At 65.0% G+C, this 23,011-nt stretch carries 23 protein-coding genes; 7 read left to right on the top strand and 16 right to left on the bottom strand.

The genetic code is table 11. From position 1 onward, the window contains the following. Positions 1–120: 120 nt before the first annotated feature. A complete protein-coding gene (gene purQ / locus B4394_RS23570; protein ID WP_078316430.1) occupies positions 121–795 on the bottom strand; it encodes a phosphoribosylformylglycinamidine synthase subunit PurQ in 675 nt (224 codons plus the stop codon). After that, positions 792–1,031 carry a phosphoribosylformylglycinamidine synthase subunit PurS gene (gene purS / locus B4394_RS23575; RefSeq protein ID WP_078303532.1) on the bottom strand — a complete coding sequence of 80 codons (240 nt, stop codon included), beginning with the start codon at positions 1,029–1,031 and terminating at the stop codon, positions 792–794. Before purS ends, purQ begins: the two co-directional genes overlap by 4 nt. 51 nt (positions 1,032–1,082) lie before the next feature. Between purS and B4394_RS23580 the strand changes: the two genes are divergently transcribed. Beyond that, a complete protein-coding gene (locus B4394_RS23580; RefSeq protein ID WP_078312743.1) occupies positions 1,083–1,721 on the top strand; it encodes an MBL fold metallo-hydrolase in 639 nt (212 codons plus the stop codon). Between the two features lie 88 nt (positions 1,722–1,809). On the opposite strand, the gene B4394_RS23585 is transcribed toward B4394_RS23580, so the two are convergent. The 4 genes from B4394_RS23585 to B4394_RS23600 form a co-directional block, all read right to left on the bottom strand. Continuing rightward, complete coding sequence (locus B4394_RS23585; RefSeq protein WP_078316431.1) at positions 1,810–3,468, bottom strand: FAD-binding dehydrogenase; 1,659 nt, start codon at positions 3,466–3,468, stop codon at positions 1,810–1,812. Between the two features lie 29 nt (positions 3,469–3,497). Beyond that, positions 3,498–3,737 carry a hypothetical protein gene (locus B4394_RS25295; protein ID WP_139360414.1) on the bottom strand — a complete coding sequence of 80 codons (240 nt, stop codon included), beginning with the start codon at positions 3,735–3,737 and terminating at the stop codon, positions 3,498–3,500. 362 nt (positions 3,738–4,099) lie between these two features. Continuing rightward, complete coding sequence (locus tag B4394_RS23595; RefSeq protein WP_078312740.1) at positions 4,100–4,804, bottom strand: DUF2334 domain-containing protein; 705 nt, start codon at positions 4,802–4,804, stop codon at positions 4,100–4,102. 98 nt (positions 4,805–4,902) lie between these two features. Further along, on the bottom strand, positions 4,903–5,403 hold the full coding sequence (locus B4394_RS23600) for a glutathione peroxidase (protein ID WP_078312739.1): 501 nt from the start codon (positions 5,401–5,403) through the stop codon (positions 4,903–4,905). Between the two features lie 67 nt (positions 5,404–5,470). Here B4394_RS23600 and B4394_RS23605 point away from each other — a divergent pair, with 67 nt between their 5' ends. Continuing rightward, a complete protein-coding gene (locus B4394_RS23605; protein ID WP_078312738.1) occupies positions 5,471–6,874 on the top strand; it encodes a sugar porter family MFS transporter in 1,404 nt (467 codons plus the stop codon). On the opposite strand, the gene B4394_RS23610 is transcribed toward B4394_RS23605, so the two are convergent. Genes B4394_RS23610 through B4394_RS23620 form a run of 3 tightly spaced genes read right to left on the bottom strand, consistent with a single transcriptional unit; the run spans position 6,867 to position 10,712 of the window. Next, on the bottom strand, positions 6,867–7,688 hold the full coding sequence (locus B4394_RS23610; protein ID WP_078312737.1) for an SDR family oxidoreductase: 822 nt from the start codon (positions 7,686–7,688) through the stop codon (positions 6,867–6,869). The genes B4394_RS23605 and B4394_RS23610 overlap by 8 nt on opposite strands. Next, positions 7,681–9,822, bottom strand: a complete 2,142-nt coding sequence (locus B4394_RS23615) for a S9 family peptidase (protein ID WP_078312736.1) — start codon at positions 9,820–9,822, stop codon at positions 7,681–7,683. The genes B4394_RS23610 and B4394_RS23615 overlap by 8 nt, the downstream gene beginning before the upstream one ends. After that, the gene (locus tag B4394_RS23620; RefSeq protein WP_078312735.1) at positions 9,819–10,712 is read right to left on the bottom strand and encodes a phosphoribosylaminoimidazolesuccinocarboxamide synthase; all 894 of its coding nucleotides are present in this window, start codon (positions 10,710–10,712) and stop codon (positions 9,819–9,821) included. Before B4394_RS23620 ends, B4394_RS23615 begins: the two co-directional genes overlap by 4 nt. 18 nt (positions 10,713–10,730) lie before the next feature. On the opposite strand from B4394_RS23620, the gene B4394_RS23625 reads away from it, so the two are divergent. Beyond that, on the top strand, positions 10,731–11,357 hold the full coding sequence (locus B4394_RS23625) for a hypothetical protein (RefSeq protein ID WP_078316432.1): 627 nt from the start codon (positions 10,731–10,733) through the stop codon (positions 11,355–11,357). A gap of 77 nt (positions 11,358–11,434) precedes the next feature. On the opposite strand, the gene B4394_RS23630 is transcribed toward B4394_RS23625, so the two are convergent. From B4394_RS23630 to B4394_RS23645, 4 genes are all read right to left on the bottom strand, one after another. Further along, complete coding sequence (locus tag B4394_RS23630; protein ID WP_078312733.1) at positions 11,435–12,667, bottom strand: cytochrome P450; 1,233 nt, start codon at positions 12,665–12,667, stop codon at positions 11,435–11,437. 3 nt (positions 12,668–12,670) lie between these two features. Further along, positions 12,671–14,089, bottom strand: a complete 1,419-nt coding sequence (gene purB, locus B4394_RS23635; RefSeq protein WP_078312732.1) for an adenylosuccinate lyase — start codon at positions 14,087–14,089, stop codon at positions 12,671–12,673. A gap of 9 nt (positions 14,090–14,098) precedes the next feature. Next, positions 14,099–14,782 carry a TetR/AcrR family transcriptional regulator gene (locus tag B4394_RS23640; RefSeq protein ID WP_139360415.1) on the bottom strand — a complete coding sequence of 228 codons (684 nt, stop codon included), beginning with the start codon at positions 14,780–14,782 and terminating at the stop codon, positions 14,099–14,101. Between the two features lie 70 nt (positions 14,783–14,852). Then, on the bottom strand, positions 14,853–16,070 hold the full coding sequence (locus B4394_RS23645) for a pyridoxal phosphate-dependent aminotransferase (RefSeq protein WP_078312731.1): 1,218 nt from the start codon (positions 16,068–16,070) through the stop codon (positions 14,853–14,855). On the opposite strand from B4394_RS23645, the gene B4394_RS23650 reads away from it, so the two are divergent. Together B4394_RS23650 and B4394_RS23655 are read left to right on the top strand one after the other, a co-directional pair. Then, positions 16,057–16,884: a twin-arginine translocation signal domain-containing protein gene (locus tag B4394_RS23650; RefSeq protein ID WP_170915075.1), complete on the top strand. Its 828-nt coding sequence runs from the start codon at positions 16,057–16,059 to the stop codon at positions 16,882–16,884. The two genes, B4394_RS23645 and B4394_RS23650, sit on opposite strands and share 14 nt — an antisense overlap. 63 nt (positions 16,885–16,947) lie before the next feature. Continuing rightward, entirely contained in the window at positions 16,948–17,757 is an 810-nt protein-coding gene (locus B4394_RS23655) for an alpha/beta hydrolase (RefSeq protein WP_078316444.1), read from the top strand. Here B4394_RS23655 and B4394_RS23660 read toward each other — a convergent pair. Genes B4394_RS23660 through B4394_RS23670 form a run of 3 tightly spaced genes read right to left on the bottom strand, consistent with a single transcriptional unit; the run spans position 17,754 to position 20,273 of the window. Beyond that, a complete protein-coding gene (locus B4394_RS23660) occupies positions 17,754–18,374 on the bottom strand; it encodes a hypothetical protein (protein ID WP_139360418.1) in 621 nt (206 codons plus the stop codon). The genes B4394_RS23655 and B4394_RS23660 overlap by 4 nt on opposite strands. A gap of 10 nt (positions 18,375–18,384) precedes the next feature. Continuing rightward, positions 18,385–19,644, bottom strand: coding sequence for a phosphoribosylamine--glycine ligase (gene purD / locus B4394_RS23665; protein ID WP_078316433.1), 1,260 nt, complete (start codon positions 19,642–19,644; stop codon positions 18,385–18,387). A gap of 32 nt (positions 19,645–19,676) precedes the next feature. Next, the gene (locus B4394_RS23670) at positions 19,677–20,273 is read right to left on the bottom strand and encodes a TetR/AcrR family transcriptional regulator (RefSeq protein WP_078312727.1); all 597 of its coding nucleotides are present in this window, start codon (positions 20,271–20,273) and stop codon (positions 19,677–19,679) included. A 108-nt stretch (positions 20,274–20,381) separates the two neighbouring features. On the opposite strand from B4394_RS23670, the gene B4394_RS23675 reads away from it, so the two are divergent. Together B4394_RS23675 and B4394_RS23680 are read left to right on the top strand one after the other, a co-directional pair. Continuing rightward, entirely contained in the window at positions 20,382–22,160 is a 1,779-nt protein-coding gene (locus B4394_RS23675) for an N-acyl-D-amino-acid deacylase family protein (RefSeq protein ID WP_078316434.1), read from the top strand. Continuing rightward, positions 22,157–23,011, top strand: a complete 855-nt coding sequence (locus B4394_RS23680; RefSeq protein ID WP_078312725.1) for an alpha/beta fold hydrolase — start codon at positions 22,157–22,159, stop codon at positions 23,009–23,011. Before B4394_RS23675 ends, B4394_RS23680 begins: the two co-directional genes overlap by 4 nt.

Below are 23,011 nucleotides of genomic sequence, written 5' to 3' on the forward strand. Positions count from 1 at the left end.
TTTCCGCTATCGAACAGTCGGCCAGAATGGCTGTCGGCGGTGATACCCCGCCGACGAATAGGGCTAGCGCACTCGGCAGATATGCCGAATCGCCAGCAAATTCCTACTGGAGACTGGGATCTACGCGGTGAGCACGGCGTCGAGCGCCGAGTAGAAAATGCCAAGTCCATCGTCGCTGGGTCCGGTCAGCGGCTCGGTCGCGTGCTCCGGGTGCGGCATGAGCCCGACCACCCGGCCGTTGGCCGAGGAAATCCCGGCGATATCGCGCATCGACCCGTTGGGGTTCTCGCGGTAGCGGAAAACCACCCGGCCCTCGCCTTCGAGCTCGTCGAGCACATCGTCGGAGGCCACATAGCGGCCTTCACCGGACTTGAGCGGCACCAGGATGTCGGCCCCCTGCTCATATCGGGAGGACCATGCGGTGTTGTTGGCGTCGACACCCAGCCAGACATCGCGGCATACAAAGTGCAGACCGGCGTTGCGGGTCAATGCTCCGGGCAGCAGCCCGGCTTCGCACAGCACCTGGAAGCCATTGCAAATTCCCAGAATTGGCAGACCTTGTGTGGCCGCGTCGACCACCGAGCGCATCACGGGCGCAAAGCGCGCGATGGCCCCGGCGCGCAGATAGTCACCGTAGGAGAAACCGCCGGGCACGATCACCGCGTCAACGGACTTCAGATCGGCATCGTCGTGCCACAGCGAGACGGCCTCGGCCCCGGAGAGCCGGGCCGCCCGAGCGGCGTCGACATCATCGAGGGTGCCGGGGAAAGTGATGACACCGATGCGTGGGGTCACTCGGACTCCCGCACGATTTCCCAGTCCTCGATGACGGTGTTGGCGAGCAACGCCTCGGCGATCGACTCGAGATCGGAGTCGCCGATCTCTCCCTCGAACTCCAACTCAAAGCGCTTGCCCTGGCGCACGTCTGCCACGCCGGCATAGCCAAGGCGCGCGAGCGCGCCCACAATGGCTTGTCCCTGCGGGTCCAGGATCACGGGTTTCGGCATGACGTTTACGACGACTCGGGCCACGGACTGACTTTACCGTGTGGGCCGGGACACATCCCGCCTAGACTCCCCCTCATGCAGCTGACCCACTTCGGGCATTCGTGCCTGCTGGCCGATTTTGGCGGCACCACTCTGCTGTTCGATCCGGGCAATTTCTCGCACGGATTCGAGGGGATCACCGGCCTGTCGGCCATCCTGATCACCCACCAGCATCCCGACCACGTGGATCTGGAGCGGCTGCCCGCGCTGGTCGACGCCAACCCGGGGGCGGCGCTCTACGCCGATCCGATGACCGCGGCACAGCTGGGCGAGCCGTGGCAGGCGGTGCATGCCGGCGATCGCTTCACCGTCGCGGAACTGAGTGTGCGCGGGGTAGGTGGCCAGCACGCGGTCATCCATCCGGAGATCCCGCTCATCGACAACACCTCGTATCTGATCGGCGACGGCGACCATCCCGCGCGGCTCATGCATCCCGGCGATGCGCTCTTCACACCCGGCGAGGAGGTCGACGTGCTGGCACTACCGGCCGCGGCGCCGTGGATGAAGGTCTCCGAGGCGATCGAGTATCTGCGCGCGGTGAACCCGGCGCGGGCGGTACCCATTCACCAGGGCATCCTGCAAGAGGCCGCATATCCGTTCTTTTACACGCGATTTCGCGAGATGTCTGACGCCGACTTCCAGGTGCTGCCGCACGAGGACGCGGTGTTGTTCTAGGCCCTCCGGCGCCGACACGCCGCGTTTCGTTCTGTTTCGCGAGTAACTTTCGCAGAATGCGGAGTGTCGACGGACAACAGGATGCGAGTCAGCCGATGTCCTCCGCGGCGCCCCGGCCCGCGGCACGTCCACTGAAGATGCAGCCACCCAGGAACGTGCCCTCCAACGCGCGGTATCCGTGCACACCACCGCCCCCGAATCCGGCAACCTCACCGGCCGCGTAAAGGCCGTCAAAGCAGCTTCCATCGGCGCGCAGAACCCGCGATTCAAGGTCGGTCTCCAAACCGCCCAACGTCTTTCGCGTCAAGATGTGCAACTTCACCGCGATCAGCGGGCCGGCCTTCGGATCGGTGAGCCGGTGCGGGGCCACCACCCGGGTAAACCGATCCGCGAGGTAGGCACGTGCGGCACGGATGGCGGCGATCTGCGGATCCTTGCCAAACGGGTTGGCCACCTCACGATCGCGTGCCGTGACCTGCTGGGCGATGGTTGCGTAGTCCAGCGGTGTGACGTCCGGCAGCGCGTTCATCTTGGCGACCAGGTCGGGCAGGTTCGAGGCACTGACAAAGTCGATGCCCTTGTCGATGAAGGCCTGCACCGGCGCCGGTGCACCTGCCTTACCGCGCCGCAATACCCCGCGCACATCTTTGCCCGTGAGATCGGGGTTCTGTTCCTGCCCCGACAGTGCGAACTCCTTGGCGATGATCCGCGCATTCAGGATGAACCACGAGTAGTCGTGTCCGCTGCGACAGATGTGTTCCAATGTGCCCAGGGTGTCGAATCCCGGAAACAGTGGCGCTGGTATTCGAGATCCGTTGGCGTCCAGCCAGAGTGATGACGGTCCCGGAAGGATGCGGATCCCGTGGCCCGGCCAGACCGGGTTGTAGTTGGTGATGCCCTCGGTGTAGTGCCACATGCGGTCGCGGTTGATCAGGTGGGCGCCGGCATCGACCGAAATCCCGAGCATGCGGCCGTCGACGTGAGCGGGCACCCCGGTCAACAGCTGGGACGGAACGCGCCCCATGCGTTCGGGCCAGTTCTCCCGGACCAGATCGTGGTTACCTCCGATACCACCGCTGGTCACGATGACGGCCTGCGCACGGAATTCAAACTCTCCCACAGCTATTCGCGAAGAAGCTATACCTCGCGCGGCGGTCGAGGGCTCCAGCACGGTGCCGCGCACACCCACGGCGGCACCCTGTTCGACGATCAGTTCGTCGACCTGGTGCCGGTATGCGATGCGCACCTGACCACGGTCGGCGGCGGCGAGCACGCGCCGCGCGAAGATCTCCACCAGACCTGGTCCAGTACCCCAGGTGATGTGAAATCGCGGTACCGAGTTACCGGGCCCGAGCGCGTCCTTGCCGCCGCGCTCAGCCCACGCCACCACGGGAAATATCTGCAACCCCCTGGCGCGCAACCAGCTTCGCTTCTCACCCGCCGCAAAGTCCACATACGCGTGCGCCCATTGACGAGGCCAATGGTCCTCCGGGCGGTCGAACCCGGCAGTACCGAGCCAGTCCTGCAGAGCCAGCTCGTGGGAGTCTTTGATCCCCAGGCGGCGCTGTTCGGGACTGTTGACGAAAAGCAGGCCACCGAAGGACCAATAGGCCTGCCCGCCCAGATTGGCGGCATTCTCCTGCTCGACGACGACGACATTCTTGCCGCGGTCTACCAATTCACAGGTCGCCACCAATCCTGCAAGACCTGCGCCCACGACGATGACATCGGTACTCGCGTCACTCACCGGTTCACCGTAGCGGGGACGATTGACGATTAAAAGGTCCAACTTCCTTGCGGTGAAAGCACAAAGCCATGGTCGTATTGGCCACCAGTGGTCCCGATGTGGAGACGACATGCGGTCAGACCCGCATCGCCGACGGCGCAGGACACATTGTCTCCCTCGAACGCCAGCACGGTAATCGTCGACTTTGGCGGTAGCGGCCGAAACTCGCGGTCTTCGGGCTCTGACTCCTCGCGCAGGAACTGCCCGACGTCGCGACTGGTGGCACTCACGGTCCGAGCCCACGCTGGTGCACCTGGCATGCTTCCCCAACAACGCGCGAATCCGGGCGGTCCACCCTTACCGCTGTTCCAAGCAGCGAAACGGCAACGCAACCCGTCGGGTGTGCTGAAGCCACCGGCGTAGGCCTTGACCTGACCCTCGCGATAACCATTGGTGTCATACCTCATCCCAACCTCGTGGTACCCGGTCAGATCCACATAGCGAGGCGGCGCGGACGACGAAGCAGACGAAACTTCAGTTGAACGTGAGGTGGTCTGCGACGAAGGCGAGGGATCATTCCCACACGACAGCAGGGTCAGCGAACCTGCAATCACACAGACCCATGCACGAAGCATGGAGCAAACCGTACCAACTAGGCCACGCTGTGCAGTACCTGCTTAGGCAACCACTCGTAGACACTCGGCGCCGAACCGTGCAGCAGTGACAGATCGATGGCGTCGATCATCGCCTGCCGCGGACCGGGCTTCCGGAGATGCTTGGCCGAGATCGCGACCCGCACCACCCCGTCACGGCGGGCAGTGCGCGCCGCCGACAACACCAACATCCGGCACCACCAGGGCTCGGAAAGGAATCCCTCACCGATACCCAGCACCCGAGCACGCACCGAGGTGCCGTGGACCAAGTCAGTAATCTCAGAGAGTCCGATGTTCATACGGAAACCATTGCGCGGCAACATCTCTATTGCTCCGGCAGAAGCCATCCAACCCGGTGCCGCAAAGAGACGTGTACGCAACCCGGTCTGTTCCATCACGCGGTCAGCGGCCATCAGACGCAGGTTGGCCTCATGCGCGGGCAACGCGGCGAACTCGTCGCGGCGCTTCTTCGTCGCGGCCTGGTCGTACCCATGCAGCACGATGGCGTCACCCCGCGACCGGCGGGCAGCCAGCCAGTCAACCGTCGGCTGGTCCTCCACCAGGCGGTACTTGCCCTTCAAACGAGGAGACACGAGGAACGACAGCGGAATCGACCGCTTATCCATTTCCTCAGTGAATACAGCGATCTCGTCGAGAGTGCGATCGCAGATTCCCGATACCGATACCAGCAGCTGTCCTGCCATGCCGCCAGTGTGGCAACGTCAGATGTACACAAGGTGTCAGACACCCCGCATCGAAACGAACGCTCAAGCAGCACGCTTAAGCGCCCGCCTCGGAGCGACTACCCCAGCTCCTTCTCGATGGCCGCGATCACCTCGGGAGCATCCGGCACCGTCGTCGGCCGAAACCGGTTGACCGCCCGGAGGGATCCCGAACCATCCCGTGCGATCAAGAATTTCTCGAAGTTCCACTGCACGTCCCCAGCGGCACCTTCGGAATCCACCGTCTTTGTGAGCTCGGCGTACAGCGGATGCCGGTTCTCACCGTTGACATCGATCTTCTCCAACAGTGGGAAGGTCACTCCGTATGTGGTGGAACAGAACGTCTGGATCTCCTCCGCCGTCCCGGGTTCCTGGCCCATGAACTGGTTGCAGGGCACCCCGAGCACCGTCAGGCCGCGGTCGGCGTAGTCGGTGGCCAACTTCTCCAGAGCCGCGTATTGCGGGGTCAGACCACATTTGGAGGCGACGTTGACCACCAGCACGGCGTTGTCGCCGAAATCGGCGAGTGACAGCGCGGAGCCGTCGAGTCCGGTCAACGGGATGGAGGCGAGATCGGTCATGCTCACTACGTTACCGGTGTTGCGATGGTTGACTGTTCGCACATTACGCAACGTTGCGGGAGGTTATATGAGCGAGGAGAACGAATTCTCCTCAGGTCGCAGTGCGCTGCGAATCGCGTCGGTGGCGGCGTTGGGAGGACTGCTCTTCGGGTACGACAGCGCCGTCATCAACGGTGCCGTACAGGCCATCCAGGACGAGTTCGCCATCCGGGACGCCGAGCTGGGATTCGCGGTCGCCGCCGCGCTCCTCGGGGCCGCGCTCGGTGCTATGACGGCCGGACGCGTCGCCGACAGGATCGGGCGGGTGGCGGTCATGAAGATCGCGGCCGCCCTCTTCCTCCTGAGCGCGGTCGGGGCCGGACTCTCGACGAACATCGAGCTGCTTGTCATCTTTCGCGTAATCGGCGGGGTAGGGGTGGGCGTCGCTTCGCTGATAGCACCGGCGTACATCGCAGAAACGTCTCCGTCGAACATCCGCGGCCGGTTGGGCTCTCTGCAGCAGTTGGCGATTGTCAGCGGAATCTTCTTGTCCCTCACCATCGATTGGCTGTTGGCACATCTGGCCGGCGGCGCGCGCAGTGAACTGTGGTTGGGTCTGCCGGCGTGGCGGTGGATGTTCCTCGCGATGGCACTACCGGCGCTCATCTACGGCGCACTGGCGTTCACCATCCCCGAGTCGCCACGTTATCTCGTTGCCACCCACCGAATTCCCGAGGCACGCACGGTGTTGACGAGGTTGCTCGGAGAGAAGAACCTGGACATCACGATCACCCGGATACAAGAGACACTCGATCAGAGCATCGCGCCCTCGTGGCGTGATCTGCGCAGGCCCACCGGCGGTTTGTACGCCATCGTGTGGGTGGGCGTGGCGCTGGCGGTGTTTCAGCAGTTGGTCGGCATCAACGTAATCTTCTACTACTCGAATGTGCTGTGGCAGGCCGTCGGGTTCGGCGAGACTTCGTCGTTCACGATCACCGTCATCACCTCGATCACGAATATCGCCACCACGCTGGTGGCCATTGCCCTGATCGACCGGGTGGGCCGCAAACCCCTGTTGCTCATTGGTTCGGCCGGAATGGCCCTGACACTCAGCACCATGTCGATCGTCTTCAGTACGGCCTCCATCGTGGACGGGAAACCGCACCTGGGCCCCGTCGCAGGACCCGTTGCCCTGGTCGCCGCGAATCTGTTTGTCGTGGCATTCGGAATGTCCTGGGGCCCGGTGGTCTGGGTGCTGCTCGGGGAGATCTTCCCCAACAGGATCCGGGCCGCGGCCATGGGAGTGGCGACGGCGGGGAACTGGGCCGCCAACTGGCTGGTCACCGTCACCTTCCCCGCGCTACGTGACGCGCTGGGAATCGCCTACGGGTTCTACGCGATCTGCGCGGTGCTGTCCTTCCTGTTCGTGGCGCGCTGGGTGAAGGAGACCAAGGGCCGAACGCTGGAGGATATGGATTCGGTGATCAGCTGAACAGCTGACCGGAACGCACCGCGGCGATGACTCCCCCGTCGACCAACAGATCGGTCCCGGTGATGTACGACGACTCGGGCCCGAGCAGGAATGCCGTAGCCGCGGCGATATCGTCGGACGCGCCGATCCGGCCGCTCGCCGACCCGTCGATCATGGCCTTCGTGATGGCGCCGGTCTCCGAGGCGAGCTCCTGATGTCCCATCTTGGTGGACACCACCCCAGGGCTGATCGAGTTGATGCGAGCCCCGCGTGCACCCCACTGCCTGGCTACGGATCGAACGCGAATGTGGTTGGCGCGCTTGGATAACTGGTACGCCACTGCGGGATACTCAACGCTCTGGACGTACGGTAACGCGAGGAGATCCTCGGCGCCGGTAGTCGCGAGCTCCCGCTCCTGTTCGGCGGAGAGCTCCATGGGCATGTGACCGGCCATGCTGGCGATCACCACGCCCGCACCACCCGAGGAAACGATCTTGCCGAATTCCTCCAGAATCAGGGCCACTCCGACCAGATCGACGGCGAGGATGGACCGTGCCGGAGCCTGCGCCGGCGAGAGACCCGCGGTGTGCGCAAGCTGGGTGACTCGCCCCAGCGCCGCGGCGGCCGCGGCGAGCCCAGAGACCGACTCGCGCGAGGAGACATCGACGCGGTGGCCAATGACGTTGTGCCCATCGGCCTTCAGTTCGTCGACGACGGCCTGCAGCGCGTCCTCGTTGTAGTCGGCGATCAGCAGGGTCTTTCCGATGCCCTGACGGCGGGCGATGACCTTGCCCATCCCACCGGCACCAGTGACGACGACAACCTCGTCAGACATCCGACGTCTCCTCCGTGACCCCAAGAACATCGAGCAGCCAGGCCAGCTGGAATGCGGTTTCCTTCCAGCGCTCATAACGCCCGCTGATGCCGCCGTGCCCGGCCGTCATCTCGGTACGCATCAGGATGGGGCGATCACCGGTAGTCGTATGTCGCAGCTCGGCAACCCATTTGGCGGGTTCCACATACAGCACTCGAGAATCATGCAGAGAGGTCATCGCGAGAATGGTTGGGTACGCAGTGGCACGGATGTTCTCGTAGGGCGAGTACGACTTGATGTAGTCGTAGACGTCCTTGTCTTCCAGGGGATTTCCCCATTCATCCCACTCTGTGACGGTAAGCGGCAGCGACGGATCGCAGATGGTGGTGACGGGGTCCACAAAGGGCACCTGTGCCAGCACCCCGGCGAACAAGTCCGGCGCCAGGTTCACCGCGGCACCCACCAACAGGCCACCCGCGCTACCTCCCCAGGCCGCGAGCCTATCGGGCAACGCAATCCCGGCGTCAACGAGATGCCTTGCCGCCGCGATGAAGTCGGTGAAGCTGTGTTTCTTGTACAACATCTTGCCGTCCTCGTACCAGAGGCGGCCCATCTCGCCGCCGCCGCGCACATGGGCGATGACGAACACCACTCCCCTGTCCAGTAGCGAGAGTCGTCCGATGCTGAACTGCGGGTCTTCGCACATCTCATATGCGCCATACCCGTAGAGGAGGGTCGCCGCCGGTTCGGAGGTGTCCTTGCGGTGGACCACCGACAGCGGTATCCGGGTGCCGTCCTCGGCGAGCGCCCATTCGCGGCGTTCCACATAGTCGTCCCGGCGGTAGCCGCCGAGGACGGGTTGTTCCTTGAGCAGGGTGCGTTCCCCGGTGTGAACGTCGAGGTCGTAGACCCGAGTCGGTGTGATGAAGGACGTACAACCGACACGCAGCAGCGGCGAGTTCCATTCGGGATTGTCGCCCAACCCGGACAGCATGAGCTCCGAGTCGAACTCGACCTCCTGCGGTGCGCTGTATCCGGCGGCACTGATAGGCCATACCTGGATGCGCGGCAACGCCTCTCGTCGATAGCCGACCACAAACCGCTCGGCGAAGGCTTCCACACCGTCCAGCCGCACATCCTCGCGATGGGCGATCAGGGTGCGTGCCAGCGCCGGATCAACCGGGCCGTCGGCAACGGCGGCGAACGGCAGGTCCGCGAGAGCGAAGTTCACGGCGCCGTCGTTGTGCAGGATCAAGAGCCGATCCTCACCGTCGACCACGATGTGATCGACGGTGTATTCGACACCGGTGCGACGCAGCCAGATTGGCGAGAAGGTCGCGGCCGGATCGTGGGCGTCACCGATCAAGATCTCGGAGGTTACCGACGAGTGCACACTGATGGCAACGAAGCGATCGCTGCGGGTGCGACCCACCCCGATCCAGAAACGCTCGTCCGGCTCGGAGAAGACTTCGACAGGTTCTGCACCACTGCCCAGCGTGTACCGGCGAATGGCATAGGGCCGGAACGCTTCATCGATCACGGGGTAGTACAAGGTGCGGCTGTCCATCGCCCAGGTGGCGCCCGCACCGATGTCGGTGATTTCGTCCGGGTACATCTCGCCGGTCCGCAGATCTTTGAACCGCAGGGTGTACATCTCGTGGCCGACAACGTCGACCGAGTAGGCCAGAGTGTTCCCGTCCGGGCTGACGGTCGCGGCGCCGAGGGAGAAGAAGTCGTGACCCTCCGCTTCCACATTCCCGTCGAGCAGGATCTGTTCTCCCGGAACATCGTGATCTAGTACCGGCGGTACCCAGCTTTCAATCCCGGAGGATTCGCCTATCGGACAACGGCAATGCGTGCCGTACTGCTTGCCTTCGAAGCTACGGGCGTAATACCACCACTGCCCCATCCGCGTGGGAATCGAGAGATCGGTCTCCTTGGTCCGGGACTTGATCTCACCGAAGATGCTGTTGCGCAGCGCTTCCAAGTGTCCGAGCTGGTCATCGACGTAGGCGTTCTCGGCCTCCAGGTGCGCGACGACGGCGGGACTTTCCTTCTCACGCAGCCATTCGTAGGGGTCGACGAAGGTATCCCCGTGGTACTCACGGAGAGTGTCGATCCGATTCGCGGTGGGCGGGCGTACGGGCCCGCTCACGCCGACTTGCCGATCCAATCAGCGAAGCTCAGCCCCGAAATGCGTTCATACGCCTCGATATACCGCTCACGCGTGGCCACGGCCACCGCCTCCGGCAGGGGCGGCGGCGGGGTATCCGACGCGCGATCCCATCCCGATTCGGGCCCGGTGAGCCAGTTGCGCACGAATTGCTTGTCGAAGCTGTCCTGCACCGCACCGGCCCGATAATTGGCGGCATCCCAGTACCGGGACGAGTCCGGAGTGAACACCTCGTCGGCCAGCACCAGGGTGCCTTCGACATCAACGCCGAATTCGAACTTGGTGTCGGCAAGAATGATTCCCTTGTGCAGGGCGTGCGCCGCCGCCCGGGTGTAGATCTTGATGGTCTCATCGCGCAGTTGGTTGGCGCGCACCCCGCCGACAAGGTCCACCACCGCGGCGAAGTCGACATTCATATCGTGCTCGCCGATGTCGGCCTTCGTCGCCGGAGTGAACAACGGCGGATCCAGCCGACTGGCTTCACCTAGACCCTGCGGCAGCACGTGGCCGCACACCGCGCCGGTGCGCTGATAATCCAGCAGCCCGGATCCGGTCAGGTATCCGCGCGCCACACACTCCACGGGAAGCATGTCGAGCCGTCGCACCAGCAGTGCCCGGCCCAGCACCTCCTCGGGGATGCGCGGATCGTCGGGCGGGCCGGCCAAATGATTCGGCACGGTCAGCAGCCCGAAGAAGAACACGCTCATCGCCGTGAGGATGCGCCCCTTGTCGGGTATCGGCGTATCCAGGATGAAATCGAATGCGGAAATACGGTCGGTGGCGACGAACAGCAGGTGCTCGTCGTCGACTCGGTACAGCTCACGGACCTTTCCGCTGGCCACATGCTGGTAATCGGACAGCGGAGGACGCATCGTGCCATCCTACGATTCATGCGATTCCTGCCCTACTCGACCCGACCGGGACGGTTGCTCGGCCAGCTATTCAGCGATGTAGCGGTCGCGATCTGGACCACGATCTGGGTGTTCGTCGGGCTTGCTGTGCACGCCGCGGTGGCGACGATCGCCGAGGTAGGCCGGCAGGTGAAGGACGGCGCCGACGGCATTTCCGACAACCTGAACTCCGCTGGCGACAGTGCACACAGAATTCCGTTGGTGGGCGACAAGGTAGGTGGACCGCTGCGCGCGGCCAGCGAGGCGGCCGCCGATCTGGCGGGGGCGGGCCACAACCTGGACACCACGGCGACCTGGTTGGCGGTCGTTTTGGCGATCGCCGTCGCCGCGCCGCCCATCCTCGCCTTCGCGGGGCCGTGGATCTTTTTGCGGATCAGGTTCTTTCGCCGCAAGCTGGTGGCCGTACAACTCGCGGGCACCCCGGCCGGTGAACAACTGCTGGCCCTGCGGGCCCTGGCCAACCGGCCGCTGAAGAAGCTGGCGGTGGTCACCGCTGATCCCGTGGCCGCGTGGCGCGCCCAGGACACCGCGTCGATACGCGGCCTGGCCGCCATCGAATTGAAGGCCGCGGGCATCAGCACCCCCAAGGAATGGCGCGCCTCCTAAGCGCCCCCTCCTTGCCGACACGCCGTGTTTTGTGACGGCACGCCGCTGTTCGCAACAGAACGCGGCGTGTCGGCGCCTTAGGAGGCCGTGACGATCAGATGGCGGATGCCGGTGTGCCGGTTACTGCGTGTCCATTCGACCGGCTCGGTCAGCCGCAACGACGCGAAACGCGGCAGCAGCTCCTCGAACACCACCCGCAGCTCCAAACGCGCCAGATGTGCCCCCAGACAGAAATGCACACCCTGTCCGAAACCCAAGTGGGGATTGGGTTTGCGTGTGATGTCGAAGGCATCCGGCCGGTCGAACACCAGCGCATCCCGATTCGCCGAACCCTCCCAGACCACCACCTTCTGGCCCGCGGCGATCTCCTGTCCGCTCAGCGTGGCATCGGCGGTCGCCGTCCTACGCTTGGACGGCGACGGCGAGGTCCAGCGCAGCATCTCCTCGATCGCCGTCGGCAGCAGGCCAAGATCCTCACGCAGGGAGCGGAACTCATCGGGGTGGTCCAGCAGCGCCAACAGACCACCGGCGATGGCATTGCGCGTTGTCTCGGCACCGGCGCTGAACAGCAGGTAGAAGAACAGGTACAGCTCGGCATCCGACAGCGACGGCGCCTCCGGATCGTCGACCGTCGCATTGACCACAACCGACAACATGTCATCGGCGGGTGCCGCGCGCTTCAACGCGACCAGCTCCGAACCGTATTGGTACATACCGGAGCTCGGATCACCCAACGAGCTGGTGACCTGTGAGCGCCGCGACTTACCGAAGTCGAAACTGGGCTCCACGGCCTCGAACAGCCAATGCCGATCAGACTCCGGCACTCCCAGCAGGATGCAGATCATCTGCATGGGCAACTCTGCGGCGATATCGACAAGGAAGTCGATGGGCGTGGACGGCTCGACCGCGTCCAACAACGTCCGGCACCGTACCCGCAGGTCGTCCTCGACTCGCTGAATCATGCGGGGGGTCAGACCGGAGCTCACCAACTTGCGGATCTGGCGGTGTCGCGGATCGTCCATCATGTTGAGCACCTGCCCGGCGATCGGCAGGTCCTGTATCAGGGTGCCTCCGTACGGGCGATCGCCCCCGGTCACCGACGAGTACACCACCGGATCACGCAGCACCTCAAAGGTTTCCGCGTACGTGGCCACCGACCAGAAACCCTCGTTATCAGGGGTGTTCTCGGTGGGTTCATGCCAGTACACCGGCGCCTCGCGCCGATGCCTCGCGAACAGGGCGTGCGGGAATCCACCGGCGAAGTTGTCCAGGTCGGTCAGGTCCACCCCATCGAGAGCCGCGCCGCCCATGAGCTACAGGATGGCGCCCGGGTTGTAGGCAGCGGCCTCGGGGTGGGTGTCGACAAGTGCCGCGACCGTGGCCGCCACTCGATCGACCTGATCGGCGGCGGCACCGGTGAACGACGCCCGGTCCGCCAGCGCGGCCTCAAGCACCGAAGCGTCCAGCGGTAGCCGGGGATCTGCGGCGAGCAAGCCCAAAAGGTCTGGCTCGGCGCCCTTTTCGCGCATGGCGAGTGCCGTCGCGACGGCATGCTCCTTGATGACCTCGTGGGCTTCCTCGCGGCCGACCCCAGCACGCACCGCAGCCATCAACACCTTGGTTGTCGCCAGGAACGGCAGGTAGCGACGCAGCTCCCGGTCGATCACCGCCGGATACGCACCAAACTCGTCGAGCACCGTCAGGAAGGTCTCGATCATCCCGTCGATGGCGAAGAACGCATCGGGCAGCGCGACACGTCGCACCACCGAACAGAACACGTCACCTTCATTCCATTGCGCCCCAGCCAGTTCCGCGACCATGGAGCCATACCCGCGCAAAATCACCTGCAGGCCGTTGACGCGCTCGCAGCTGCGGGTGTTCATCTTGTGGGGCATCGCCGAACTGCCCACCTGCCCAGGTGCGAAACCTTCGGTGACCAGCTCGTGCCCCGCCATCAGGCGAATCGTGTGCGCCAGCGAGGATGGGCCGGCGCCGAGCTGAACGAGCGCGGACACCACATCGTGGTCCAGCGAGCGCGGATACACCTGACCAACACTGGTCAGGGTGCTGGAGAAGCCCAGGAATCCTGCGACACGGTCCTCCAGCTCGGCCAGCTTGACCACATCTCCGTCGAACAGGTCGAGCATGTCCTGCCCGGTGCCCATCGGACCCTTGATCCCGCGCAGCGGGTACCGGTCCAAAAGCTCCCGCAACCGAGTCAGCGCGATCAGCGTCTCGTCGGCCGCCGACGCGAACCGCTTACCCAAGGTGGTTGCCTGTGCAGCCACATTGTGACTGCGCCCGGCCATCACCACGTCCCGGTACTCCACGGCGTGACGCGCGAGCCGCGCCACCACAGCGACGCCATGCGCGTGGACGTACTCCAGCGACCGGCGGATCTGCAGCTGCTCCACATTTTCGGTGAGGTCGCGGCTCGTCATGCCCTTGTGGATGTGCTCATGCCCGGCGAGCGCGTTGAACTCCTCGATACGCGCCTTCACATCGTGGCGGGTGACACGTTCGCGCGCGGCGATCGAATCCAGGTCGACGTTCTCGACCACCCGCTCGTAATCCTCGATGACGCCGTCGGGGACATCGATGCCGAGATCGCGTTGTGCGCGCAGCACAGCGATCCACAACTGGCGCTCCAGCACCACCTTTGACTGCGGCGACCAGAGCGCAACCATGGCGTCGCTCGCGTACCGGGATGCCAGAACGTTAGGGATTTGCACAACTAGAGTCTATGGGGGGTAGGAAATCGACTCGGCCAGCTGTTCGGCTTCCAGGGGAGCAAGCACGTCGATGACGTCCACCAGCATCGCCGTCGCCGTCGCCTGCGGACTGCTGGCGGCCTCGGTGAGCGCACCCACCATCGCCCCGTCGACTGTTGAAATCAGCACCGCGACACGGTCGTTGTCGATGGAACGACCGGACCGGCGGACAACCTGGGCCACCGCGTCGTCGCGTTGCCCACGCAACCTCTGCTGCACCTCGCGCAGTTCAGGATGGCGACTGCATGCCAGCTCACGCTCGTACCGGGACACGAGCTGTTCCCCGCTGCCATAGCCCGGCGTGCCGAACAACAGTTCCACCACCGCCTCGGCGGTGGCGGACGCTCCACGGCGCCGGTACTGAACCAACGACAGCCTTTCCTGGATCTGTTCCAGCTCGTGGGCTCCCGCATGCTCGACGGCCCGCGCGATGAGGTCCTCCAGTGAGGAGAAGTAGTACGTGGTCGACGCCAGTGGCAGGCCCGCGCGCTGTGCCACGGCACGGTGCCGCACCGCATCGATACCATTGTCTCGCAATAGATCAGCTGCAGCAGTGATCAGGGCACGCCGCCTCCGCTCCCCCTTGGGGGTGGCTTGCGGACGGTGCACGGCATTCCCGTCGGGGAACACCTCCACCTGCTGCCTGAGTGTCACGTCATGTCATGCTGCCAGCAGCGACGCATCCTCACGGGCGTTTTGCGCTATCTCATGCAAGCAGTCGGCATCAGCCCCGACCAAGCCGCGCCAACGCCTCCTCGATCGCATCTGGGCTTCCCGCGAAGCTCAGGCGGATGGTGTGGCGACCGTGCACGGTGTCGAAGTCGATGCCGGGCGCGACGGCTACCCCCGTGCGCGCCAACAGGTCCGCACACCATTGTTCGGCGTTACCGGTCAAGTGCTCGATATCGGCATATGCATAGAACGCGCCGTCGGGGGGCGCGATCTTGGAGATTCCCGCTGCGGCGAGACCGTCGATGAGCAGGGTCCGGTTGGCCGCGTACCGGCACACATGCCCGTCGAGCTCGACACGCGCCTCGGGGCTGAACGCCGCCAACGCTCCGTACTGAGATACGGCCGGCGGACAGATGGTGAAGTTGGAGGACAGCCGATCGACGGCCCGCAGGAACCGGCGCGGCACCAGCATCCAGCCCAGCCGCCAGCCCGTCATTGAGAAGTACTTCGACACCGAGCCCATCACCACCGCTTCGCGGCTGAACTCCCATGCACTGGAGGTCTTTTGGTCGCCGTAAGACAGTCCGTGATAGATCTCATCGGATATCAGTAGGGTGCCATTGGCCTCACACCACAGCGCGAGCGCCTCCAGCTCGGTTGCGTCGATGATGGTGCCGGTGGGGTTGGCGGGGCTGGCGACGATGAGACCTGCCGGCGGCCGTCCTTCCTCCTGTAAGACGGCCTCCAACATCGCGACCGTGGGCTGGTATCGCGTCTGCGGACCGCAGTCGATCTCGACAACCCGGCAGCCCAGTGCGGCAAGGCAATTACGGTACGCGGGGTATCCGGGCCGCGTCATCACGACGGTATCGCCGACGTCGAAGGCCGCGAGGAACAGCAGCGTGAATCCGCCCGAGGATCCCGTGGTGACGACGACATCGTCCGCCTGGACCTCGACGCCCGAACGCTCACGGTGGTACTCGGCGATCGCGTCACGCAGCTCCGGCAGTCCGAGTGTCTCGGTGTATCCGAGGACGTGCGTGCCGAGTGCCTGGCGCACCGCGTCGAGAACCACCGCGGGAGCACCCGTCGACGGCTGCCCGGCGGCCAGGGAGATCACGTCCCCGTGCGTACGCTGGCGCGCAGCGGCCGCCGTCAGCACGTCCATGACGTAGAACGGCGGAACATCAGAGCGCTGCGAGAGAGCTACCACGGCTGCGACGCTATCGAATCTCTCGGATCTGGACGGAACCGGCATGATGGTCGACATGCGCGATCTGTCCCGACGCTCCCTACTCAAGCTTGGCGCGGCAACCGGTGCCGGCGCCGCACTCGCCACTCTCCCCGGTATGGGAGCATTCCCCGCCCATGCCGACGGCGCCATCACCGCGGGCTCGTTTGTCTCCGCGGCGCGCGGAGGCGTCCGCACCGAATGGCGTATCGCACGGCCACCCGGCGTCACCGGACCTATCCGGCCCATCATCGCGCTGCACGGCAAGGGCCAGACAGCCGCCGGAGTCATGGAAGGCGGCGTAGAGAACATGCTGGCGCAGGCCGTGTCCGCGGGCGCCAAGCCGTTTGCCCTGGTGAGCGTCGACGGTGGCGGCGGCTACTGGCACAAGCGGGCCTCGGGCGAGGATTCCGGCGCCATGGTGCTCAGCGAATTCATTCCTCTGCTTGCCGAGCAGGGACTGGACACCTCGCGCGTCGCGTTCCTGGGCTGGTCCATGGGCGGGTACGGCGCCATGCTGCTGGGCTCACGCCTGGGCGCCGGACGCACCGCCGCCATCACCGCGGTCAGTCCGGCGCTGTGGACATCCTCGGGTGCGGCGGCGCCGGGTGCCTTCGATAGCGCCGACGACTACGCCGCCAACTCGGTATGGGGGCTGGCCGCGCTGAACTCCATCCCGCTGCGCATCGACTGCGGTGACAGCGATCCGTTCTACAGCGCCACCAAGCAATTCATCGCCCAGCTGCCGACTCCTCCCGCGGGCGGGTTTAGTCCCGGCGGCCACGACGGCTCCTTCTGGAGCTCGCAAATCGGCGCGGAACTGGCCTGGATGTCGCCCCTGCTCACCGCGTAGGACGACTGCCGGATCAACTGGTTGGACCTCGACGGGTTTGCCATCCGCTGGCATTATGGCGCCGTGACCGAAATCAGCCGACGTCGCCTGTTGCAGATGGGTGCCACGCTCGGGGCTGGTGCTGCGCTTCTTCCGACGCTGGCGGCACCCGCACGGGCTGCCGCCGACGTCACCAGCGGGTCCTTCGTCTCCGAGGCCCGTGGAGGCATTCCCACCGGGTGGAAGGTAGCCAGGCCGCCCGGAGTCGACTGGCCCGTGCGCCCGGTCATCATGTTGCACGGCCGCGACGAGAACGCTGAGCGGACCATCTACTGGGGTTACGAGCGGATGCTCGGGGATTTGGTCGCGGCAGGGGCCCCGCCCTTCGCGGTCGCCGCGATCGACGGGGGCAACAGCTACTGGCATCCGCACCAGAACGGCGACGATCCCGGCGCGATGATCATCGACGAGTTTCTGCCGTTGCTCGCCGACCAGGAGGGGCTCGACATCTCCCGCGTCGCCTTCATGGGATGGTCCGCGGGTGGCTACGGCGCGCTGCTCAACGGCGCTCGCCTGGGCGGGCCCCGGACTGCCGCCGTCGCCGCGGTGAGCCCGTCGATTTGGCTGTCCTATCCCGAAGCCACCGCAGACGCCTTCGACAACGAGGAAAACTGGGAAGAGAACTCGGTTTTCGGGCGACCCCAGCTCAACGGGATGCCGCTGTGGGTGTCGTCCGGCTATGACGACAGGTTCTACACCGCCAGTAAGGTTTTCGCCGAGCAGCTGGCGGCACCGCCAGCCGGCGAGTTCGGTCCGGGCGCGCATGAGGGCGGGTATTGGTTATCTCAGGTCCCGCAGGCACTGGGCTGGATCGCGCCGATCCTGGCCGCCTAGAGTCCCGGATTCGGGGGGATCTCGAAGGTCATCGAGGGTTCCTTGGGCGCTTGCACACAACGGACCGTCCACCAGTTGGCAATCGAACCCGACCGCCGGTCTTCGCACTGACGCACTTGTTCCTGCCTGATGCCATCAAACTCACGGGCCGTTTCACAGGAACGCGCCGCCGCTTGATGCGCGAATTCGTAACGGAGGACCAGCGCGTCGATCACGAGCAGGCCGTCACGCCGAGCCAGCTTGCTGGCGAGCACAACATCGTCCTGCGCCATTCCACGGATGTCCGCCTCCAGCGTCATTCCATGGTCGGCATGATCATCTGGCATCAACACCCGCAGTGATTCCGCCTCACGCCGCAAGGCTTGGCTGAGCGCCGAGGCGGCAGGTCCGATCCGCGTGTCCTGCCACGACCACGTGCGACCCTTTGTCAGTTTCGCGAAGTCGTCGAATTCGGGTGCGGCACGCTCACTGACGGCGAGAAAGGCAGTACACAAAGACAGTTCATGGACATCAGGCGCCGGCACGGCTTGGGACGTGTTCGACTTCCAGCTCACCGCCAGCAGCACGACGGCGACAACCACCACGATCGTTCCCGTGATCACCCACCGGTGTCGCATCTGCCCGCCCCTAGACGCTGATGCGCCCCTCGGCGGCGGCCAATCCGATATCGCTACGGAAGTGGCTGCCCGGCAGGCGAACTGCCTCGATCCTCGCGTAGGCGTCGGCCCGCGCGGCCCGCAGGTCGGTACCGGTACCCACGACGGACAGCACGCGGCCACCCGAGGACACGACGGCGCCATCCTCCCGACGGGTTGTCCCGGCGTGCAGCACACCCTCGGCCTCGGAGCCGGTGATCACGTCGCCGGTGCGCGGACGCAACGGATAGTTCTCGGCGGCCAGCACCACTGTGACGGCACTGCCCTTCTGCCAGCGCAGTGGCCCGAAGTCCTCGAGGACGCCGGTCGCGGCGGCATTCAGCAGTTGCCCCAATGGCGATTCCAGCAGCGCCAGCACCGCCTGCGTCTCGGGATCGCCAAAGCGGCAATTGAATTCGACGACAGACGGGCCGGTCGAGGTGATCGCCAGCCCCGCATACAGAACTCCCGTAAACGTGCTGCCGCGTTTAACAAGCTCAGCGGCAACAGGTTTGACGATGGTGTCGACAATCTCGGCGACGGTCTCGTCGGGCAGCCAAGGCAGCGGGCTGTACGCGCCCATGCCGCCGGTGTTCGGACCGGTATCGCCGTCACCGACTCGCTTGTGGTCCTGGGCCGGCAGCAGCGGCACCACCGTCTCGCCATCGACAATGCACAGCAGCGAGACCTCGGGCCCGTCCAGGAAGGACTCCAGCAGCACCGGATGGCCGTCGTCGAGCAGGCTCGCGGCGTGAGCACGAGCCGCGGCGCGATCGTCGGTGACCACCACACCCTTGCCCGCTGCCAGCCCGTCGTCCTTGACCACCCAGGCCGGCTCGCTCGCGAACCGGTCCAGCGCGGCATCCAGATGCGCAGGGTTGTCAACGATTTCGCTGCGCGCGGTGCGCACGCCCGCGGTCGTCATGACGTCCTTGGCGAACGCCTTGGAACCCTCAATGCGCGCGGCAGCCGCCGAGGGGCCGAAGCACGCGATACCCGCCGCACGGACGGCGTCGCCCACACCCAGCACCAACGGCACCTCGGGGCCGATGACGACGAGATCGATGTTCAGCTTGGCAGCCAACGCCGCGACCTCGGCACCGGAGCCTATGTCAACGGCATGCTGCTCGGCCACGGCTGCGGTGCCCGCATTGCCGGGGGCTATCGCCAGATAGTCGACGCTCGGGTCACGCCTGAGGGCGATCAACAAAGCGTGTTCACGGCCACCGGACCCAATGACAAGGACGCGCATGCCCCAGACCCTATCGGCTCGGGTATGCCTGGCTATGCATCCGGGCGGTATCCCCGCAGCAGCTTGGCCAGCAGCTCGTCCCTGCCCGCGACGAGCTCCGGGTAGGGACGCAGCGTCTTCACCAGTGCCTCCCCGTCGAACATGTCAGTGATCATGAAGACCAACGTGACGAGGTCCGCGTCGGATAGCCGGTCGGTCCCCGGTACCGATCGCGCCAGCGCCACCATCTGAGCGCCGTATTCGGCCACCGCGACCTGCAAGGTCTCCCGCAACTGGGAGTCGGTACGCGCGGCCACCATGAGTTCGTAGAGCACGGCGTTAATGGGCTCTTCCTTGAGGGAGCGCATCACCGCCATCACGTCCTCGAATTCGGTAAGGCGATCGCCTGCCTCATCGAACTGCGCGCGCACAGTGGCCAGCTGGCGACGCAACGTCTCGCGCGCCACCGCAGCCATGAACTCACCGACAGTCGGAAAATGCCGGAACAGCGCCCCGTAGGAGAGCCCAGCCCGCTTCGCGATCCGCTGCACGGAGGCACGCGAATATCCCAGCTCAGCGATGGTGCCGATACCGGAATCGAGCAGCCGCGCGATCGTGGATTCACGGCGCTCGGCCTGGGTGGGACTCACGGGTGCACACTAGAGGAATACCGCTCCAATGTGGCCCCCATCACTAACATTGTGATTGGTTGCCATCTTTTTTAGACTCGCCGTAACACCCAACGAAGGGCAGCCCCCATGAGCGACTACGACCTCATCATTCGCGATGGCCTCTGGTTCGACGGCACCAATTCCGAACCCCGTAGGGCCAACCTCGGTATCAAGGAGGGGCGGGTTGCCACCGTCTCCACCGCGGAGCTCGACGAGACCGATTGCCCCGAGGTGATCGATGCCGGTGGCAAGTGGGTGCTCCCGGGATTCGTCGATATGCACACCCACTACGACGCCGAGGTGCTGCTCAACCCCGGCCTCGACGAGTCGGTGCGCCACGGCGTCACCACCATCGTGCTGGGCTGCTGTTCCATGTCGACCGTCTATGCCAAGCCCGAGGACGCCGCCGACCTATTCAGCCGGGTGGAGGCAGTGCCTCGCAAGCATGTGATCGGCGCGCTCAACGAGTTCCAGGACTGGACCGATCCGGAAAGCTACGTCAAGAAGATCGACGCGCTGCCGCTCGGCCCCAATGTGACGTCCTTCCTGGGACACTCGGATCTGCGCACCGCCGTCATGGGACTGGGCCGCGCCACCAACAACTGGTCCTTCCCCACTCGCACGGAACTCGACCGGATGGCTGACATGCTCGAGAAGGCACTCGATGCCGGCATGCTGGGGATGTCGGGCATGGACGCCCCGATCGACAAGCTCGATGGGGACCGCTACCGCTCGCGCGCGCTGCCGTCGACCTACGCATGGTGGCATGAGCGGTGGCGCCTCATCAACGTGCTGCGCAAGCGTGATCGCATCCTGCAGAGCGCCCCGAACATCAACAACCCGGCCACCGCGGTGCTGTTCTTCCTGTCCACGGGAACACGTTTCTTCAAGCGCCGCAAGGCTGTTCCCGTCAGCCTGCTGGTCGCGGCCGACTCCAAGAGCATCAAGGGCGCTAACGTGTTCTTCAGCGCCGCAGCCCGAATCGGCAACAAGATCTTCAAGTCCAACGTCAAGTTCCAGCACCTGCCCGTGCCGTTCACGCTGTACTCCGACGGCATCGATCTGCCGGTGTTCGAGGAGTTCGGTGCGGGCACCGCCGCCCTGCACATCAAGGAGCAGCTGGAGCGCAACAAACTGATGGCCGACAAGGAGTATCGCCGCAAATTCCGGCGCGAGTTCGCCCTCAAGAAGCACAAGCCAGGCCTGTGGCACAAGGACTTCCACGATGCCGTCATCGTGGAATGCCCCGACGCCGCGCTGATCGGCAAGACCTTCGGTCAGATCGGTGACGAGCGCGGAATCGAGGGACTGGATGCCTTCCTGGACGTCCTGGTCGAGAACGGCGAGAAGAACGTCCGCTGGACGACGACCGTCGGCAACCACCGCCCCAAGGTGCTCGATGAGATGGCCAAGGACCCCAACTTCCAGCTGGGCTTCTCCGATGCCGGTGCGCACCTGCGCAATATGGCGTTCTACAACTTCCACCTGCGCTTCCTCAAGCGCATGAACGACGCCCAGAAGGCCGGGAAACCCGTCTTGTCCCTTGGCCACACCGTGCATCGACTCACGGGCGAACTGGCTGACTGGTTCGGGCTGGACGCCGGGCACCTGCGTGAGGGCGACCGTGCCGACTTCGTCATCATCGACCCGGAGAAGCTGGACAGCAGCGTCGACGCCTACAACGAGGCGCAGGCTCCGTTCTTCGACAACCTGTCTCGCATGGTGAACCGCAATGACGAGACCGTCATGGCCACCGCGGTAGGCGGCAAGGTGGTGTTCCGTCTCGGTGAGTTCATCGAGGGGTACGGACACGATCTGCAGACCGGCCGGTATCTGAAGGCCGGTGAGAAGCTCGCGGTCCGATGAGCGCGGCGACACGCCTGTCGACGTTCACCCATGACGGGCTGACCTTCGACGTCATCGACGCGGGCCCGCTCGACGGACCGGTGATCGTTGCACTGCATGGTTTTCCTGAGCGGGCGACCATGTGGTCGGAGATCATTCCGAAGCTGACGGACGCCGGATTCCGGGTGCTGGCGCCCAACCAGCGGGGCTACTCCCCCGGCGCCCGGCCAATCGGCGTGCGCAACTACGCCCTGGACAAGCTCTCGGGCGACATCCTGGCCCTCGCCGATCAGGCCGGGGTTCCGAAATTCCATGTGCTGGCGCATGACTGGGGCGCTGCGGTGGCCTGGCAGCTTGCCGGAAACCACGGCGACAGGGTGCACACCGCGTCCGTGCTGTCGGTGCCGCACCCACGCGCATTCCGGGATGCCATGCCGCGCGGCCAGATCCTGCATTCCTGGTACATGCTGCTGTTCCAGATCCCACGACTTCCCGAATGGCTGTTCAGCTTCAACGATAGGGAATCGTTCCAAAAGTTCGGCAAGAAGTGGATGAAGGTCTCCGACCGGCTCGCCGAGCGCATACGGGAACTGTTCAGCGAGCCCGGAGCTACTACCGCAACGGTGAATTGGTACCGGGCGATGCGGTATTCGCTGCGGTCACCGGCGCGGGCCGTACGGGTGCCCACTCTCTTCATCTGGAGCGACGGGGACTCCGCGGTGACTCGCGCCGCGGCCGATGCCAATCCCAAGTACGTCGACGCGCCCTATCGTTTCGAGGTCTTCGAGGGCGTGTCCCATTGGATCGCCGAGGAGCGGCCCAACGAAACGGCGGCACTGGTTCTCGAACACATCGCCGAGCACTCTTCCTAG

This window comes from Mycobacterium sp. D16Q16 (genome assembly GCF_002013745.1).
Classification (GTDB): domain Bacteria; phylum Actinomycetota; class Actinomycetes; order Mycobacteriales; family Mycobacteriaceae; genus Mycobacterium.